The organism is Micromonospora sp. NPDC049175, from assembly GCF_043197345.1.
Lineage (GTDB): Bacteria > Actinomycetota > Actinomycetes > Mycobacteriales > Micromonosporaceae > Micromonospora.
Genome location: NZ_JBICSY010000001.1, coordinates 382128 through 397194, shown reverse-complemented (window position 1 = coordinate 397194; position 15067 = coordinate 382128). Strand labels below are relative to the sequence as shown.

The following is a 15067-nucleotide window of genomic DNA, read 5'->3' as shown; positions in this document are numbered from 1 at the left end:
AACCACGATCCCTACCAACCCCTGTAGGTCGAAGGACTCCCATGAAACTCAAAGCCCTCGCGGCTTCGCTTGCCGCAGCGGTCGGCCTGAGCCTGATCCAGGCACCACAGGCGTCCGCCGCCGAGCCGGATCCCGGCGCCCCCGCCAACAAGATCGCCTCGAACCTCAAGGACCGCTTCCGCGCGGAGCCGAAGTCCGACTTCTGGATCACGTTCGACACCAGGGCCGACCTCGCGCCGACGAAGAAGATCACCGACTGGACCGCTCGCGGTCAGTTCGTCTACGACGCGCTGACCGCCGCCGCGAAGAACTCGCTGGCCTCCGTCTCCACCGAACTCGACCGGGCCGGCGTCACGTACACCTCGTACCCGATCGCCAACACCGTGCTCGTCAAGGGCGGCAACGAGAAGCTCGCCCTCACCGTGGCCGCGAAGACGCAGGTCGCCGAGATCCACGCGACGCCGCAGGTCGCGCTGGTCAAGCCGGTCGAGGAGAAGAGCCCGGCCGACCAGGAGGCCCGCCCCGCCCCGAAGGCCGCCGCCGAGGCAGGCACCTCGACGTGGGGTCTGGACGCCATCCACGCCCCCGAGGCCTGGGCCATGGGCGCCACCGGCGCGGGCATCACCGTGTCCAACCTCGACTCGGGCGTCCAGTTCGACCACCCCGCCCTGCTGCCCTCGTACCGCGGCACGAAGCCCGACGGCACGGTCGACCACAACTACAACTGGATGGCGACCCGGGGCACGTGCGCGGACGCGCCGTGTGACGACAACGGGCACGGCACGCACACCATGGGCACCATGGTCGGCGACGACGGCACCAACCACGTCGGCGTCGCCCCGGAGGCGCGGTGGATCGCGACGAACGGCTGCTGCGACAGCACCGGCGTCGAGTCGCTGCTCCGGTCCGGCTGGTGGCTGCTCGCCCCGACCGACGTCCACGGCAACAACCCCGACCCGTCCAAGCGCCCCCACGTCATCAACAACTCGTGGGGCCAGACCGAAGAGCACAGCTTCAACGACTTCTTCCAGGCCATCGACGACGCCTGGAGCGCCGCGGGCATCTTCAGCGTCTGGTCGTCGGGCAACACCAGCCCGTACGCGGACTGCGACACCGTCTCCTCGCCCGGCTCCGCCGAGAGCGCCTACTCCGTCGGCGCCACCAGGTCGGACGGCACGCTCGCGTTGTTCTCCCGCAAGGGCGAGGGTGAGGGTGGCCGGATCAAGCCCGAGATCTCCGCTCCGGGCGACGGTGTCCGTTCGTCCTACCCGGGCAACGGCTACGTCGAGATGTCCGGCACCTCGATGGCGGCCCCCCACGTCGCCGGCGCCGTCGCGGCGCTGTGGAGCTACGACCCGACCCTCATCGGGCAGGTCGAGGAAACCCGCCGCCTGCTCGGGGAGTCGGCCGTCGACGTCGACGACACCGAGTGCGGCGGCACCGCCGAGGTCAACAACAAGTTCGGCGAGGGCCGGCTCGACCTCGTCCGCCTGCTCGAACTCGCGCCCCGCAAGGGCGGCACCCTCACCGGCGTCGTCACCGCCAACGGCGCTCCGGTCCCCGCCGCCGACGTGACGATCAGCGGACCGTTCAGCCGGTCGATCGGCACCGACAAGGACGGCCGGTTCACCACGAACCTCCCGGTCGGCGACTACCAGCTCAGCACCAGGGTCTTCGGCTACCTGACCGCGACCGCGAACGTCACGATCACCCTCGGCCAGGACACCCCCGTCACGCTGCCGCTCACGGCCGCCGCGAGGCACGACATCAGCGGCACGGTCGTCGACGAGAAGAAGCGGCCCGTGCCGAACGCCGACGTCTCCCTCACGGACACGCCGCTGAAGCCGGTCCGCACCGACGCCAACGGTGCGTTCACGATCAGCGCCGTCCCCGAGGGCGGGTACACGCTCACCGTCAAGCCCAACGCCTGCTTCTCGCCCACGACGCTCCCACTGACCGTCGGCGCGCAGAACGAGTCACGCGAGATCCCCGTCGGGCTCGTCGTCGACGAGGGCGGTTACCGCTGCGCCGTCTCCGACGGTGAATACCTGCGTGGCACCGACCCGGTCGCGTACACGAGCGGTGTGTGGGCGACGGTGAAGCTGCCGTTCCCGATCGCGCTCTACAACGGCAGCCACGACACCCTCGGCATCAGCCTGCGTGGCGTGATCTCCCCGGACACCAGCACCGGACCCGGCAGCGGCGGTGCAGGCGTCTTCCCGTTCTACGTCCAGACCCCCGTCGAGTTCGCTCCGGGTGGGGGAGTCTTCACGGCGGCCACCAAGGTCAACGGTGAGGACGCGTTCGTCGTCGAGTTCCGCGACGCCAAGCTCTGGGCCTATCCGGACCGGTTGGAGAACACCGAGCCGGTCAGCTACTCGGCCACGCTCACCCGCTCCGGCACCGTGATCTTCGGCTACGGCGACGGCGTCGGGACCGACGACCCGGTGACCGCCGGCGCGCACGCCGTCACCGGCATCCAGGGCTGGGCCGGCGTCGACGGCATCCGGTTCTCCGACAGCGCCCCGGTGCTGCGGGACGGGATGATCGTCACCTACGACCTGCCCGACTTCGGATACCTCGACGCGACTGTCGTCGACGCGAACGACGGGCTGCCGGTGGCCGGGGCCAAGGTCGCCTTCACCAACAAGCAGGGGCTCGTCGAGACCGTCACGACGAACGGGACCGGCGTCGTGCACCGCCAACTCCCCGTCGGCGACTACACGATGACCGTCGACGCGCCCAACTACACGACCGCGGCGTACCCCTTCTCCCTCGACAAGCTCTACGCGAGCGCCACGATCGACGCCCGGCTGACCACGGGCGCCGCCGGCCTGAAGGCCGACGGCCTCAACGCGCTGATGGGCACCGACCAGAGCGGTGTGGGCTCGCTGACGCTCACCAACAACGGCTCGGCCCCCCTCACGTACACCCTGGGGGAGGCCGCGCGCCACCCCGACCTCGACGCTGCCGGCGCCACCTCGCGCACCGGGAAGGGCGCGGCCAGCACGATCGACCTCACCGCGTGGAAGAGCGGCGCGAGCGGCATGAAGCCGTCGAACGTCGACGGCAAGGCGGCGACCGCGAAGGCCGCCGAGGCACAGGCGGCCGCCGAGGTCGGCGCGACCTCCGGCGGCGACGTCATCACCCGGATCGGCATCCCCGGCACGATCGAGGAGAAGGAGCCCTCCGGCGTCGGCTACGACGGCGACGTCTGGGTCCACGACTACAACAAGCGGACCAACACCGCCTACACGGTGACGGGTAAGCCGACCGGGAAGGTCTTCGACGCGTCGTGGAACCCCGCGTACCGGGCGTTCGACATGGCGCTCGACACCAAGACCGGTGACATGTGCCAGATGGAGGACAGCCCGGCCAGCTACATCCACTGCTTCAACCGGGACACCGGAAAGGAGACCCGGCAGGTCAAGGGTGACTGGTCCACGCTGCAACTGACCGGACTCGCCTACAACCCGACGCGGGACGTGTTCTACGTCGGCGGCCGGAAGAACGGCATGATCGGCACCGTCGCCGGGACGTCGCACGACAAGCCGGGTGCGCTGCTGTCCTTCTGCGCGCCGCCGCTACCCGAGGTGATGGGCCTGGCGTACAACCAGGCGTCCGACACCATCTGGTACACCGACCTCACCTCGAACCGGCCCACCCGACTGTTGCAGGTCGACCCGGACGACTGCTCGCTTGTGAACGCGTGGTGGTTCCCCGGCCAGAAGGCGGGCCAGGGCGGCGGCCTCGAAACCGACTCGACGGGTGCGCTGTGGGCGGTGGACCAGGTCGCCGACGACGTCGTGCTCGTCGACGTCGAGGACGACCTGGTCACCGACCTGCCGTGGCTGTCGCTCTCCTCGACCGGCGGCACCCTCGCCCCGGGCGAGTCGACGACCGTCAAGGTCTCCATCTCCTCGAAGGGTGCCAAGCCCGGAGCCCTCGGCGCGAACATCGTGGTGCGGTCCGACTCCGGACGCCAGTCCAAGACCTACGTCCCGGTGACGCTCACGACCACGAAGTACCAGGTCGGCGTCAACGCCGGTGGCCCGTCGTTCACCGACGGCTCCGGCTACACCTGGTCCGCCGACCAGGCCGCCGGTAAGAAGGCGTGGGGCTACGAGGGAAAGACGAAGGTCGCCGCCACGAAGGCCGCCATCAACGGTACGACTGACGACGCCCTGTTCCAGTCGCAGCGCACCACGCACGAGAAGAAGCTGTTCTACCGCTTCCCCGACGCGCCAAAGGGCACCTACGCGATCGATCTCGGGTTCGCCGAGATCGAGAAGGCGGCCAGGGGCAAGCGGGTGTTCGACGTCGTCGTGGACGGATCGCTGGCGGAGTACGCGTACGACGCGGCCGCAGTCGTCGGGCCGAACACCGCCGACTGGCGTACCGCAGTGGTGCGGCACGAGGGCGGTCCGCTGACCGTGGAGCTGCGGGGCGCGAAGGGACTGAAGACCCCGACAGTCGCCGCGCTGCGGGTGACGCTCGACCCGCGTTCGGACGCGGCGGAGCCGGAGCCCCAGCCGGAGCAGCCGGAGCCGGGCCCCGTGCCGGTGGCCCCGGCCGGCCGTTCGTACTCGATGAAGGTGACCGACGGGCTCTACCGCCAGGGCACGCAGGAGTCCGGGTGGCACGGCGACGACCTCTGCGGCCCGCTGTGGTTCGACTCCAGCTTCCTGGCCCCGTTCTACGACACGGCCTGGGACGGCGTGTGCGTGACGACGAACGGCACGCTGACCTTCGACCGGGCCAGCACGCAGGGGAACAACACGGCACTGCCGTCGCCGTACCCGATCGACGCGATCTATCCGCTCTGGGACGACCTCATCGTCGACGACGAGGCGGGCATCTACTACGGCACGACCCAGGTGGACGGGCTGGCGGCGCAGGTCGTCGAGTGGCGCAACGTCGCCTTCTACAACGACCGGACGGCTCGGGTGAGCTTCTCGGTCACCCTGATCGCCGACGGACGGATCCAGATCGGGTACGGCGACGGCGTCGGCGGCGACAACCCCCTCACCCGAGGGTCGTCGGCGACGGTCGGCCTGGAGAGCCTGACGCGCAACCCCGCGAGCCAGTACTCCTTCAACCAGCCCGTCCTGAAGGCCGGCCAGGGGCTGGAGTACACCCTCCCGGCGGCCGGCACGATCGAGGGCACGGTCACCGACGCGAACGACCGCAAGCCGATCGAGGGCGCGATCGTCACGCTCAGGGGGCCGAACGGGGAACGGGTCATCACGACCGACGTGAAGGGCCGGTGGAAGGCCCAGGCGCTTGTCGGCGAGAACACGGTGCAGATCGAGGCGCCGAACTACGTCACCGCCAGCCACCCCGTGACCATCACGAAGAAGGACCAGGCCGAGGTGGTCGACACGGCGCTGACCACGGGCATCGCCACGGTCACCGGAGCTGACCTCGACTGGCTCCTGGACAAGAACCAGAAGGCGACGGCCGACGTGACGGTCACCAACACCGGCTCCGCCCCGCTCGACGTGCGGCTCAGCGAGCAGAATCGCACGAGCGACGGCGGACACGGGGCCGCCGACCTTCCCTGGCTGGCCCTCACGGGCGCGGCCGCGACCGGCACGGTCACGCTCGCGGCCGGCACGTCCACCACGGTCACGGTGACGGCCGACAACGCCGGCATCAAGCCCGGCGTGCTCGTCGGGGACGTGCTCGTGGCATCGAACGCCGGCAAGGGCGAGGCCCAGCTCAAGCCGGTCCGCCTGGCGACGTCCGCCTACTGGAAGGGCGTCGACGCGGGCGGGTCGGGGTACGTCGATTCCGACGGCTTCTTCTGGGCGCCCGACCAGCAGCTCGGCTCGCGGGCGTGGGGCTACGTCGGCGGCAAGGCGCGTAGCACAAGGGCCGACATCGCCGGCACCGAGGACGACGCGTTGTTCCGCACCCAGCGGACCGGCGAGACGTTCAGCTACGTGTTCAAGAACGCCCCCGCCGGCACGTACCGCATCGCCCTCGGCTTCGCGGAGATCGAGAAGGTCAAGGCCGGCAAGCGTGCCTTCGATGTGCTGGCCGACGGCAAGGTCGTGCTCTACGACCACGACGTGCAGGCGACCGTGGGTGCGCTGACCGCGGACACCAACGCGGCCATCGTGGAGCACGCCGGTGGCGATCTGACGATCGAGCTTCGCCGCGACAAGGGCGAGCACGACCCGATCCTCAACGCCCTCAAGGTCCAGCAGGACCCGCGCCTGTGAGCTAGCCGAACCTGTCCCGCCAACAGTGGTCCGAGCCTCCCCGGAACGGCATTTCGGGGAGGCTCTGACCGCTACTCGACGATCCGGCCCTGGCTCCGGAGGCGTCTCCCGATCCTTGAGTCGCGCCCGCGCCGCCGGCGGGCGGTGAGCACCCCGGCGGTCGCCAACAGTGTCCCCGCCAGGAGCCACATCCAGCGGTCGTGGGCCGCGTCCCAGCCGTCGCCCGCGCCGACGAGTAGGGCCGCCGAGGTCGGCAGCAGCGCCACCACCGTCATCGCGAGCAGCAGCATCGGGGCGGCGAGTGGACTGCCGATCCCGCGCGGCGACCGTCGCCAGCCGACCGTCGACGCGAGGAACGCGACCGCTGCGACTGCCGCGGCCTCGCGGGTCAGGTCCGCGTACGGCAGCGACGCCGTCGCCGGCCCGGACCGTGTCACCAGCAGCGCCGCCGCCCAGCACGCAACGCCGACGACCGCGGCGGGGACCGCTCGTAGCAGCGCGCCGAACCAGGCCGGGACCGGCAGGGTCTCCGTGGTCGGCTTCGCCGGGTCGTCGAGGACGAACGTGACGCCGAGGCCGACGCAGGCCACTACCAACCGCAGCAACGTGACGTGGTTGTCGGGGGACAGGAGCGACCCGGTCACGGCCGGTGGGGTCACAATCGCTACACCGACGACGCCGGCCGCCAGCAGCGGCGAGATCCGCGTCGCCCGCAGCGTCGGCCAGAGCAGCGCCGCCACCGTCCGCAGTCGCCCGCCCCGCCGCAGCGCGGACGCGGTGCCGGTCTGCCCCGACGCGCCGACGGCGGGCACATCGCTCACGGGACGCACGGCAGCGCCTCGGCGTCCGGCGCGAGCGGCTGCACCGGCACCCCGAAGATGGCACCGAAGCGCTCCAACGGTGTGTCGGGCGCGGTCAGCTCGGCCCAGTGCCGCTCGACGAGCGGCGGCACCTCGGGGGACTTCCGCTCCAGCAACTCCAACGCCGGTGCCGCCGCCCGGTCGGGTGCCCAGATGCTGTACAGGCCCGATACATCGCTGAAGACGAGCGCACCGGTGCTCGTCTCGTCCAGTGACCGCATCCCGGCCAGAGTGGTCGGCGACGCCCGCCCGACCAGCCACACCAGGAGCGCCGCCCGTGCCCCGCAGAGGAAGTTCCCCCCGTCGTACGCCTTCGCGGCCATCAGCCGGTAGGCAACCTCGGCGGCCAGGGCGGCAGCTGCCCGATCGTCGCCCCACGCGGTGTCGACCCGGACCGCCTCCGGGGTGCCCGCCGCCGCGTCCTCGACCTTCCAAGCGGCCACCGCCTGCATGGCCTCGGCGACGGACCCGGCGCTTCCGGCGGAGATCTCCTCGGTGAGGGCCCGCTGCCGCACCGCGAGCGGTGGCCCGGACGAGGCGGCGCTGTCCGGCACGACCGCGCGGACGGAGGTGACCACCGACTCCCACCCGGGAACGAACCCGTCGAACCCGTCGAAGTAGCAGTAGGTGACGTCGCCGCGCCTGACGCACGACTGGATGCTCGCCGGCCGGTCTGCGACTGTCGCACGGGCCGCCGCCATGCCCGGGTCGGGTAGCGACTGGGTCACCCCACCGCCGACGGTGAGGATCAGCCCGACGGCGAGCCCGGCCGCGACGACCGACCGACGCGCGTTGGCCCGGGCCAGCACGGCCGCGACGAGCAGCACGGTGATCCCGACCAGATACGCGAGGTGCCGGGCCGCGGGCCGCTCGGAGACGCCGGCGGGTACCGGGACGGGGAACTCACTGATGTAGACCGGAAGCAGGAACCGCCAGCCGGACCCGACGAGGGTCACGATGATCGCCGTGAACTCCACCACGAGGATGAGCAGGACGAGCAGCGGGGCGATCAGCAGGGAGCGGATCAGGACGCCGGAGAGCACCCCGACCGCGCCGAGGAGCAGCGTCAGCGCCGACGGGGTCAGCAACGTGGCGACGTCGACCGACCCGGCCGCGCCCGGCAGCGCCGCGGACACTCCGACCCGGACGCCGACGAGCAGCAGGCTGAGGCCGGCCAGCGGCAGCAGCGCCAGCAGGAACCCGCCGACCCGCCAGGCCGGCGGCAGCACCAGCACGTCGTAGGACGCGTCGACCTTGTGCCGGTGCGCCCGTAGCGTGACGAGGTTCGCCACGATCAGCGCCGACCCGCCGAGGATCGGCAACGCGAGCAGCTGGATGGTGATCAGCTCGTCGGGGAGCACCGGATATCGGTTCGCCGAGCCGGACAGCCAGCCCCACAGCCACGGGCCGAGGAACAGCAGCGGGGCCGCGAGGGTGAGCGGGTGTCGCAGCATCCGGACCGACTCGAACCGGGCGAGGGCGAGGAGCGCTCGCCGCCGCCCGCGCGTGGACGACGGCGTTGGGCGGACCGGCGTGGCCACCGTCAGGGTTGCCGTCATCGCGCGCCGCCCGCGACCGCCGACGCCTCGGTGCCGGTGCCGGTGCCGGTGCCGGTGCCGGTGCCGGTGCCGGTGCCGACGAGCGTCAGGTAGCCGTCCTCGATCGACGGCTCCACAAGCGCGGCCCCGGGTGGCGGGTCGCCGACGTGCCGGTGCAGCCCCGTGCCCGTCCGCCACGACGCCAACGCCCCTGCCTGTCGCGCCGCGCTCGTCCACACCCGGCCGCTGGCCAGCCCGGCCAGCTCGGCCGGGGTGCCCTCGAACCGCACCCGGCCCCGGTCGAGGACGACCACCTCCTGGCACAGCGACATGACGTCCTCGGTCTGATGCGTGGAGAGCAGCACCGTCTTGCGCTCGCCGAGGTCCGCGATCAGCTCCCGGAACCGCAGCCGCTGCTCCGGGTCGAGGCCGACGGTCGGTTCGTCGAGGATGACGAGGTCCGGGTCGCCGACCAGGGCGGCTGCCAGCGCGAGCCGTTGCCTCATGCCGCCGGACAGGGTCCGGATCCGGGATCGCCGTCGGTCGTCGAGGCCGACGGCGGAGAGCACCCGGGCGACCTCGGTGTGCCGCGCCGTCCGGTGGGTGAGCTCCTTGAGGATCGCGACGTAGTCGACGAACTCGAACGCGGTGAACGACGGGTGGAAGCCCGGGTCCTGCGGCAGGTAGCCCAGCAGACGCCGGACCGCGAGCCGCCCGGGTGGTGTGCTCGGGTCGTGGCCGAAGACCCGCAGCGTTCCGCCGTCGGCCGACAGTGCGGTCGCGATGATCCGCAGCAGCGTCGTCTTGCCCGCGCCGTTGGGGCCGAGCAACCCGGTCACCCCGGTGCGCAGCCTCAACGACACGTCGTCGAGCGCGATGGCGCGCCCGTACCGCAGCGTCAGACCGTCTGCCTCAACGGCAGTCATGAAACCCTCCTCGTCAGGTTCGGAACGTGGTAGCGGTCGTAGGTGCCGCGCTGGCGGGACAGCGCCACGGCGGCGATCCCGCCGACGATCGCGACGCCCACCTGCCCGGCCACCGTGAAGACGAGCCGATCGCCGAAGGTGGCGGCGACCACCGCCGCCCAGCCGACGCCGACGACGACAGCGGCCGGTCCCGCGCCGATCCGGGCCGAGAGCAGCAGTGACAGCACGGTCAGGGCGAGCGACGGCAGGAACCAACCGGTCGCGCGCAGCCCGTACTCGTAGATGAAGAGACTGGCCACGGCGGACAGCGCGGTGGTCGCGGACAGGACCGCGAGGCACCGCAACAGCAGTAACCGGAACGAGCGGATCGGAGCGACCACCGCGATCTCGTAGGTGGGGTCGATGCCGGGCGCGAAGGACATCGCGACCGCGACCAGCGGCAACAGCGGGGCGACCGCGAGGAACACGACCGGGTCGGTCAGCACGGCGATCGTCGCCGTCAACGCGGCCGTGACCGCGATCGCCAACAGCCACGACAGCCGCAGCGCCGGCGTCGCCGCGAGCAGCCGCGCGGTGTGGTCGGGCACGCCGACCGCGATCATCAACCGTTCGACGGGCCCCGGCCGCGGCGCGTCCAGGGCGGCGTCGAGGCGGGCCCAGCCTCCGTCGACCGCCCACCCCAGGTCGACGGTCGCGGCGGCGGCGAGGCGTTCGCGGCACTCACCGCACCCGGCCAGGTGCGCCTCCGTGGACCACAGGGCAGGGGCGGCGAGGGTACGCCTGCCGTAGGCACGGAGGTCCTCGTCGAGCAGATGCCAGGTCATGCCAACTCCTCTCGCAACTGCCGGCGGGCACGCATCGCCCGCGTCTTGACGGTGCCGGCGGGGATGCCGAGCAGGACGGCGGCCTCGGCGGTGGAGAGGCCGTCGAGGACTGTGGCGCGGATGACCGCGCGTAGCTCCGGGGAGAGGCGGGCGAGGGCGCCGCCGAGGTCGCCGTGCTCGAGACCGATCAGCACCTGCTCCTCGGCGGACGACTCGTCGCGGCCGCGCAGGCGGGCCAGTAGCCGGCCGAGCCGGTCGCGGGACGTGCGGCGACGCAGCGCGTCGATGAGCCGGCGGGACCCGATCCTCCACAGCCAGGCGGCAGCGTCGGTGTCGCGGGGCCGGAACGTGGCCGCGGCGCCGGTCCACACGGCGAGGAACGTCTCCTGCACGACGTCGTCGACGAGGGCGTCGTCGGCGCAGCGGTAGCACAGACGCAGGCGCAGCCACGGCGCGTGCCGGCGATAGAACGCCTCGAACGCGTTCCGGTCGCCGCCCGCGGTCAGGGCCAGGAGTGCGGCGTCGTCCTGGGCGGTCATGCCTACCTATCGCAGCGACACCGGGTTTCGGTTCGCCATCCTGGCACGACCTCCCGGGGCGCCGGGCCCACGCCGGCCGGCAGACCGGCCGACGGTAGGCCCGGCGCCGTCGCCCGTCAGCGGCCCTGCAGGCGCTTCACGTTGTCGCCGAAGGTCCACCCCTTCGACCCGTCCCAGTTCGCCGACCAGGTCATCAGGCCCTTGAGGCCGGGCACGGAGTTCCAGGCCTGCGTGACGAGCGACGTCGACAGGTGACCGCCGCCCGCCCCGACCTGCGCGGGCAGGCCCGGGACCTGCTTGTCGTACGGCACGCGAATGGTGGTGCCCTGGATGGTGAGGCCGTTGTTGAGGCACTGCGTCTGCACCGTGAAGCCCTGCACCGTGCCCGCCGGGTACGAGTCGCCCGCGCAGCCGTACATGCTGCCGTTGTAGTACTGCATGTTCAGCCACCAGAGCCGGCCGTTGTCCACGTACTTCTTGATGATCGGCAGGTACGAGCCCCAGATCGAGCCGTAGACCACGCTGCCGCCGGTGACGTAGGCCGTCTCCGGTGCCATGGTCAGGCCGAAGTTCGACGGCATCCGGGCCAGCACGCCGTCGATGATCCGGATCAGGTTCGCCTGCGACGTCGACAGGGTGTTGATATTGCCGCTGCCGGTCAGGCCGGTCTCGATGTCGATGTCGATGCCGTCGAAGTGGTAGGCCGTCAGGATGGGCACGATCGTCGCGACGAACCGGTCGGCGACCGCGGTGGAGCTCAGGTCGATGCCCGCGGCGGCTCCGCCGATCGACATCAGGATGGTGGCGCCGGCCGCCTTGGCCTGGCACATCTCGGCCGGGGTGGCGACCTTCACACCGGCGTCCATGCCGTTCTCCCAGAGGACCGTGCCGTCCGCGCGGATCACCGGGAACGCCGCGTTGATGACGTTGTAGCCGTGCTGGTTGAGCCGGCCGTCGGTGATCGGGATCCAGCCGAGGCCGGGGTGTACGCCGTTGGAGGCGCCGTCCCAGTTCTCCCAGTACCCCTGCAACACCTTGCCGGTGGGGCGCGACTTCACCGCGCAGGTCCCGCCGGTCGGCGGCGGCGTGGTGGGGGGCGCTGTGGTCGGTGGTGGCGTGGTGGTCGGAGGTGGCGTGGTGGGGGGCGTGGTCGTCGGCGGTGGCGTGGTGGGCGGCGGAGTGCTTCCCGAGCACGCGCCCAGGTCACGCCACAGCGACGGGGTCGCGGCGGGGTTCCAGCCGGCTCCGGGGTGCGCGGTGTGGCCGACAAGTGCCTGGTAGAGCCGGCCGCCGTAGGTGACCTGGGCGCCCGTCTGGTAGGTGGCGCCCTCGGCCCAGGCCGGGGCGGTGCAGGCGACCATCGGGACGGCGTTGGCCGAGGACACGGCTGCCACGCTGCTGGGGACGAAGGCGACGGCGGCCGTGACGGTCATCGCCGCCCCGGCCACCACTGCGAAAATCCGACGGCTCCTCATGGCTCACTCCCCAGGCTTCGACGACCCGCGACCCCCACATATTGACGTTCTTAACATTTAATATCAAGGGTTGTTTACAGATCCGGGGAGCGGGAGTGTGGCGTGAGGTGCGCGCCATGGGGGTGCTGTACGACTACCTCCGTACCGAGAGCGCCCTGTAGGATTTCGGCCATGATGTGCTTCGCCGCCTGGCGTACCCGCCGCTGAGGGTCGGCTTGCCGCCGTTCCGGCCGCTAGCTGGCCATCTGATGCCCGTTTTGTTGGCTTTCAGAACCTCAGCTTGAGAGGCACACCCACATGCGCATCCGCTCGTTCCTTCCGCATGACCTTGCCCGGCTCACCGAACTGACGATCGAGACGTTCGGGCCGTTCTACGAGGAGTCCTTCCGCCCTCTCGTGGGCGAGGCGGTTTTCGCCAACCAGCACGGTGCGTGGCGCGAGGACTACGTCAAGCAGGTCGCCGGGCTCCACGACCCCGCCGAGCACCGGTACGTCGCGGTCGCCGAGACCGACGGTGTCGTCGCCGGCTACGTGGCCTGGGCAGTAGAGCCCGAGCGCCGAAACGCCAGCGTCACGATCCTCGCCGTGTCCGCGCGGCACCGCCGGCTCGGCGCGGGCACCGTGCTGTGCGAGCACGCGTTCGCCGCGATGCGGGAACTCGGTGCCGAGGTCGTCACGATCGGCACGGGCGGGGACGGATTCCATGCGCCCGCCCGAGCCCTGTACGAAGCACTTGGTTGCACCCCGCTGCCGATCGCCGTCTACTACCGGGAACTCTGAGCTAAGGCCTGTTTCATAAGAACTGGCCGGCCTGCGGCGGGCCCGGACGACGACCGGCGGCGTTGCGGTTTCGTCCGGATACGACACCGGTATCCGGACGAAACCGCGCCTTGCCGGATCGCCGCCCGGACTCCGCCTCGGCTCGACCGCCCTTATGAAACAGGCCTCAATCCGGGCGGGCCCGGCGTGACGCCGAGCCCGCCCGGTTCGGTCCGGCCGCGATCCTTACGCGAGGGGCGCGAGCCGGAACTGCTGGTTGGTCTGTCCGTGGCAGTCGTACAGCTGGATCTGGGCTCCGTTGGCCGTGCTCCAGACGTCCAGGCACCGTCCGGACTGGACGTTGCTGATGGTGCCGTTGGAGTTGACGTTCCACTGTTGGTTGGTCTGGCCGTGGCAGCCGTAGATCTGGACCGCCGCGCCGTTGCCGGAGCCCGCCGCGTCCAGGCACATGTTGCCGTACACCTGTAGTTGTTTGCCTGCGGTGTAGGTCCATGCCTGGTTCGTCTGCTTGTTGCAGCCCCAGAGCTGGACCCGGGTGCCGTTGTTGTGTGAGGCGTTGGGTACGTCGACGCACCGGCCGGACTGCGTCCCGACGATCTCGCTGGCGGAGCTGGGCGGGACGGTGGGCGACGCGGTAGGCGACGCCGTGGGTGTCGCGGTCGGTGTCGGCGTGTTGGTGGGGGTCGCCGTCGGGCTGGTCGGCGTCGAGGGCAGCAACGGGCAGGTGCTGCGGTAGGTGACCACGCCGCTGGAGTCCAGCAGCGGGCAGAGGAACTGGCTGTACCGGGCGTCGTTGTCGACGAACATCTTGACGAACGGCAGCATGGTTCGGACCATCACCGGGTTGGACCGTCCGACCATGAACCCGTGGTCCGCGCCGGCGACCTCCACGTAGACGCTCTCCGTCGTGGTGGGGAGGCTGTTGTACAGGCCGGTGGCGTAGGACGGGGTGACCACCGTGTCCGACTGCCCAGCGAAGATCATGGTGGGCACCCGGTCGTTGGCCAGGTTCGACGACGGCGAGTACGGCGCGATGCCGACCACTGCCTTCAGGGACGGGCGTCGGATGGCTGCGCTCAGCGCGCCACCGCCGCCCATGGAGTGACCGGCGACCGCCAACCGGGTGGGGTCGACCCGGTCGCGTACCGGGCTCTGCTGGGTCAGGTAGTCGAGCGCGGCGAGCAACTGGGTGCCCCGGGCCGTGTCGAAGTCGTTACGGCTGTTGGTCTCGATGCCGATCACGACGAAGCCGTGGGAGGCCAGCCACGGGCCCATCCAGGCCAGTTCGGCGGAGAACAACGCCGTGTAACCCGGCGAGATCGCGATGGCCCCGAAGGTGCCCTGGCTGGTGTCGGTCGGGTAGTAGATCCGGCCGCCGTTGAAGCCGAAACCGGTCGGGACGCTCACCGACGTGTTGGCGAAGGGGCCGTTGACGGCGGTGACGCTGGTCCGGGTGGGGTCCGGGCCTCGCTGGTACGGGTTGTCGGCGGCCGATGCCGATCCGGTCGTCACCGTCAGGGTGAACAACCCGACCGCGGCGGCGATCCCGGCGGCGGCGAGCTTGAACAGCCGTCCGCGAAGCCGCTGGGACACTCGGTCGGCCGCGGGTGGGGGCTGGTGTGCGGGTCCTCGCACGGTGGGTACCTCCTGGTGATGGGGGGTGGGCGTCGTCCGGTGCCGAGCCTGCCCGCCCGGAGCAGAATTACCGCAGCCGTTCCGGAAATCTGCGCCACAGTGGTCGGTCCGCTCGGCGGGACGGATCCGGGGAGGTCTTGCTGATCCTCCGACGGATTGAGCTGAAACCTCGATCGCTGGCGTTAACGTTCACATTTATCGATGGCTCTCAGGCTGGCAGAAAGTTCCAGGATTCTCAACCGGTAGTTTCGGGCCTGTTACGG

General features: G+C 71.0%; 9 protein-coding genes. 2 read left to right on the top strand and 7 right to left on the bottom strand.

The window, feature by feature from the left end; translation table 11 throughout:
• Window positions 1–41: 41 nt before the first annotated feature.
• Window positions 42–6227 carry a S8 family serine peptidase gene (locus ACGFH8_RS01660; protein WP_393361806.1) on the top strand — a complete coding sequence of 2062 codons (6186 nt, stop codon included), beginning with the start codon at window positions 42–44 and terminating at the stop codon, window positions 6225–6227.
• A 71-nt stretch (window positions 6228–6298) separates the two neighbouring features.
• Here ACGFH8_RS01660 and ACGFH8_RS01655 read toward each other — a convergent pair whose 3' ends face one another.
• The 6 genes from ACGFH8_RS01655 to ACGFH8_RS01630 form a co-directional block, all read right to left on the bottom strand.
• Window positions 6299–7048 carry a hypothetical protein gene (locus tag ACGFH8_RS01655; RefSeq protein WP_393361803.1) on the bottom strand — a complete coding sequence of 250 codons (750 nt, stop codon included), beginning with the start codon at window positions 7046–7048 and terminating at the stop codon, window positions 6299–6301.
• The gene (locus ACGFH8_RS01650) at window positions 7045–8646 is read right to left on the bottom strand and encodes a hypothetical protein (protein ID WP_393361800.1); all 1602 of its coding nucleotides are present in this window, start codon (window positions 8644–8646) and stop codon (window positions 7045–7047) included. Before ACGFH8_RS01650 ends, ACGFH8_RS01655 begins: the two co-directional genes overlap by 4 nt.
• Window positions 8643–9551 (bottom strand): ABC transporter ATP-binding protein, encoded by a 909-nt coding sequence (locus ACGFH8_RS01645; RefSeq protein WP_393361797.1) that lies wholly within the window; start codon window positions 9549–9551, stop codon window positions 8643–8645. The genes ACGFH8_RS01650 and ACGFH8_RS01645 overlap by 4 nt, the downstream gene beginning before the upstream one ends.
• Complete coding sequence (locus ACGFH8_RS01640) at window positions 9548–10375, bottom strand: hypothetical protein (RefSeq protein ID WP_393361794.1); 828 nt, start codon at window positions 10373–10375, stop codon at window positions 9548–9550. Before ACGFH8_RS01640 ends, ACGFH8_RS01645 begins: the two co-directional genes overlap by 4 nt.
• Complete coding sequence (locus ACGFH8_RS01635; protein WP_393361792.1) at window positions 10372–10914, bottom strand: RNA polymerase sigma factor; 543 nt, start codon at window positions 10912–10914, stop codon at window positions 10372–10374. Before ACGFH8_RS01635 ends, ACGFH8_RS01640 begins: the two co-directional genes overlap by 4 nt.
• A 116-nt stretch (window positions 10915–11030) precedes the next feature.
• A complete protein-coding gene (locus ACGFH8_RS01630) occupies window positions 11031–12389 on the bottom strand; it encodes a carbohydrate-binding protein (protein ID WP_393361789.1) in 1359 nt (452 codons plus the stop codon).
• Between the two features lie 297 nt (window positions 12390–12686).
• On the opposite strand from ACGFH8_RS01630, the gene ACGFH8_RS01625 reads away from it, so the two are divergent.
• A complete protein-coding gene (locus ACGFH8_RS01625; protein WP_393361786.1) occupies window positions 12687–13169 on the top strand; it encodes a GNAT family N-acetyltransferase in 483 nt (160 codons plus the stop codon).
• Between the two features lie 225 nt (window positions 13170–13394).
• Here ACGFH8_RS01625 and ACGFH8_RS01620 read toward each other — a convergent pair whose 3' ends face one another.
• A complete protein-coding gene (locus ACGFH8_RS01620; RefSeq protein ID WP_393361783.1) occupies window positions 13395–14804 on the bottom strand; it encodes a ricin-type beta-trefoil lectin domain protein in 1410 nt (469 codons plus the stop codon).
• Window positions 14805–15067: the final 263 nt, after the last annotated feature.